Raw genomic sequence first — 3663 nt, forward strand, 5'->3', positions numbered from 1 at the left:
TCATTAACCCTAAAAAGTGTAACCCTTGAAGGTTAACTGTACAATCGGTTGACAAGAATCACGATTTATGTTACAATTCTATTATTAAGAATCTCAAAGCTTTTATAAAATTTTAAACAATAACGTTCTTCTGGGTTTAACGTGGCTTGTCACCGTTATACTCGGGGATACGAAAACTTTATGTTAGACAAAAAGGCAAAAAATAAGATAATAAAAAAATATCAGACCCATGGGTCAGATACCGGCTCTGCCCAAGTGCAGATAGCCATTCTCACAGAGGAAATAAAAGAACTTAGTAACCATTTACAAACTCACAAAAAAGACAATTCTTCAAGACGAGGCCTTATTCGCAAAGTGAACGAACGCCACAAATTAGTGCGCTATCTTTCACGCGAAGATAAAAAAGCCGCAGACGATCTTAAAGAAGCGTTGAAAATAAAATAACTCTATCGCATAGCGATTTATATTTAACAATCGCTAAACGCTATACCTATCTTTATGATAAAACACCCTTCACAGCGTGTAGCAGTATTAATTGATACTCAAAATTTATATTACTCAGCACGTAACTTATATAATAAAAAAGTAGATTTCAAAAGTATCTTGGAAGATGCCATAGCCGGACGACAATTAACCCGCGCTATTGCTTATGTTGTAAAAACAAAAACCGGCGAAGAACGCCCTTTCTTTGATGCGCTTGAAAAAGTCGGTATTGAAACAAAAGAAAAAGAACTCCAAATATTTTTTGGTGGAGCAACCAAGGCAGACTGGGATGTGGGTCTCGCAATTGATGCCATTGTTCTTGGAGAAAAAGTTGATTCTATCGTTATAGTAAGCGGAGATGGCGACTTTATTCCATTGGTTCAATATTTACGCTTTTCAAAAGGCGTCCATGTAGAAATAATAGCCTTCAAAGAAACCACTTCAACAAAATTACTTGAAGTGGTAGATGATTTTATTGATCTTTCAGCAAATAAAGAAAAATATTTAATGCGTCTGAGAGAAACAGCTCCAATAAAAATAGAAAGACAGCACAAACAAATCAACAAAACGCGAAAAGGGAGACCAAGGATTGGATTGTCGTCTATAAAATAGCTAATTAACAATTAATAAATTAATTGGTTTTGACAATAAAACACAAAGATCTTGATATTGTGTCAAGCTCTGTAGTTTTACTGCCAAAACCTACCTATTATTATATATGTCTAAAGATATACATAATTTTGAAATAGAATGGGGAGGCAGACCTCTCAAAGTGGAACTCGGCAGAATAGCAAAACAAGCCGACGGAAGCTGTGTTGTAACTTACGGAGAAACAACAGTACTCTCAACCGTCGTACTCGGCGCGCCAAGAGATGTTGATTTTTTCCCTCTTACCGTAGAGTTTGAAGAAAAACTTTATGCGGCAGGAAAAATAAAGGGTTCACGTTTTATTAAACGCGAAGGCAGAGCGACTGATGAAGCCGTTCTTTCAGCGCGCGTAGTTGACCGGGGAATTCGCCCGTTATTTAATAAAAAGATGCGTAATGATGTACAGCTTGTTTGTACGGTTTTGTCTATGGACGGAGAAAATGATCCGGATGTTCCGGCAATCGTTGGTGCTTCTATCGCTTTAGCTACATCCAATATTCCATGGGATGGCCCGATTGGTGGAGTTCGCGTTGGGCAGGTAGATGGTAAATGGATACTTAACCCAAGCTACGACGAACAAGTAGAAAGCACACTTGATGTTACTATTTCAGGAACTCCTGATAAAATATTAATGCTCGAAGCCGGAGCAAAAGAAATAGATGAAAAAACTATAAACGACGCTATACTTTTTGGACAAAAACAGCTAACACCTGTGATGAAGCTTATAGAAGAAATCGTAAAAAAAGTTGGCAAAGAAAAGTTATCAATTGATGGGCTTTCGGAAGAAGATCCGGAAACACTAGTTGAAAAACAAGAAATTATACAAAAAACAAAAACTTTTTTAGCTGAACATTTAGATGAATATCTTTTTAGCAAACTTCCAAAAGGAAGCAAATCATCTCGTAAACAAGCAAAAGAAGATTTGAAAGATCGATTGGTAGAATATTTAAAAAGCGAACAAATCGGACGCGACAAACGAAAATGGGCACTGGGCGTTTTTGATGACATTGTTGAAACGCGCGTGTCAGAAGCAATTCTAAAAGAAGGAAAACGCGTTGACGGACGAGCTATTACAGAAATACGTCCGCTCTTTTCAGAAGTTAGCTATCTTCCTCGTGTTCATGGTTCCGGACTTTTTTCTCGCGGAGAAACTCAGGTTCTTTCCATTGTTACACTCGGCTCTCCGGGTGATGAACAAATTTTGGATACTATGGAAGAAGCGGATACAAAAAAACGCTTTATGCACCACTACAATTTTCCTCCTTATTCTGTCGGAGATACCAAGCCAATGAGGGGTCCATCTAGACGAGATATTGGTCATGGAGCTTTGGCAGAAAAAGCATTAATTCCTGTTATCCCTTCCAAAGAAGATTTTCCATATACAATCCGAGTTGTTTCAGAAGTAATGGGCTCAAATGGTTCTAGTTCAATGGGTTCAACTTGTGGATCTACTTTGGCATTAATGGATGCTGGCGTACCAATTAAAAAACCAGTTGCCGGCATTGCAATGGGTCTTGCTTCTGACGAAGAAATGAAAAACTTTACAGTCATTACCGACCTCCAAGATATGGAAGATAATAAAGGCGGAATGGATTTTAAAATTGCAGGAACTCGTGATGGAATCACCGCAATACAAATGGATACGAAAACAGCAGGTATCACAAAAGAGGTTGTAGAAAAAACTTTATTCCAAGCAAAAGAAGCTAGATTAGAAATTTTGAATGTAATGGAAAAAGCAATCCCAGAACCAAGAAAAGATTTGTCTCCTTATGCCCCAAGAATCGAGACCATTCATATCAACCCTGATAAAATACGCAAAGTCATTGGTTCGGGCGGAAAAATTATTAATGACATAATTGATAAAACCGGAGTTCAGATTGATATTGAACAGGATGGAAGCGTATTTATAACTTCTGTTTCAGCAGAAGGTATGGATAAAGCCAAGGAAATGATAAATGCTATCATCGAAGAACCAGAGGTTGGGAAAATTTATCGCGGAAAAGTTGTCCGCCTTATGAATTTTGGCGCATTCGTAGAAATACTTCCGGGTAAAGATGGAATGGTTCACGTCTCTGAACTTGCTCCATTTAGAGTTGAAAAAGTAGAAGATGTCATAAAGCTTGGTGACGAAATCCCTGTGATAGTTACCGAAATTGACGATCAGGGCAGAGTAAATCTATCTCTTAAAAAAGCACGAGAAAAATTAGGCGAACCACAAGCGGAACAAAAACCAGAAAGTGACAATGGTGGTGATTTTGAAAGTCGCCCTCCACGCAGAGACGACAGACGCGACAGAAAACCGCGTCGAGATGGACGAAGATAATTTCTCAAACTTATAACAAGCGTGTGTACCTCAAGAAAGCCCCGAATATTCGGGGCTTTCTTCTATTATTATATAACTATTTCATAGCATAATTTATAATTAAAATATTAATTTATCACCAAAAGTCAACACTTGTCTTGACTTTTAACAAGTTATCCACAGAAATTGTGGATAACTACTGACCAAAGGTGGATAAAACAACATTTTAA

General features: G+C 37.8%; 3 protein-coding genes. All 3 read left to right on the forward strand.

Going from position 1 to position 3663, the window contains the following annotated elements:
* The first annotated feature begins 180 nt into the window (after positions 1-180).
* Positions 181-444, forward strand: a complete 264-nt coding sequence (locus COU51_02530; protein ID PIR66691.1) for a 30S ribosomal protein S15 — start codon at positions 181-183, stop codon at positions 442-444.
* Between the two features lie 54 nt (positions 445-498).
* Positions 499-1095, forward strand: a complete 597-nt coding sequence (locus COU51_02535; GenBank protein PIR66692.1) for a hypothetical protein — start codon at positions 499-501, stop codon at positions 1093-1095.
* 106 nt (positions 1096-1201) lie between these two features.
* Positions 1202-3454 (forward strand): polyribonucleotide nucleotidyltransferase, encoded by a 2253-nt coding sequence (locus tag COU51_02540; GenBank protein ID PIR66693.1) that lies wholly within the window; start codon positions 1202-1204, stop codon positions 3452-3454.
* Positions 3455-3663: the final 209 nt, after the last annotated feature.

It is taken from the genome of Parcubacteria group bacterium CG10_big_fil_rev_8_21_14_0_10_36_14 (genome assembly GCA_002772895.1).
Taxonomy (GTDB): domain Bacteria; phylum Patescibacteriota; class Patescibacteriia.

Bases quoted from the DNA above. Each gene is read 5' to 3' on its own strand.
- COU51_02530 (PIR66691.1), top strand. From the start codon at position 181: ATGTTAGACAAAAAGGCAAAAAATAAGATAATAAAAAAATATCAGACC.
- COU51_02535 (PIR66692.1), top strand. From the start codon at position 499: ATGATAAAACACCCTTCACAGCGTGTAGCAGTATTAATTGATACTCAA.
- COU51_02540 (PIR66693.1), top strand. From the start codon at position 1,202: ATGTCTAAAGATATACATAATTTTGAAATAGAATGGGGAGGCAGACCT.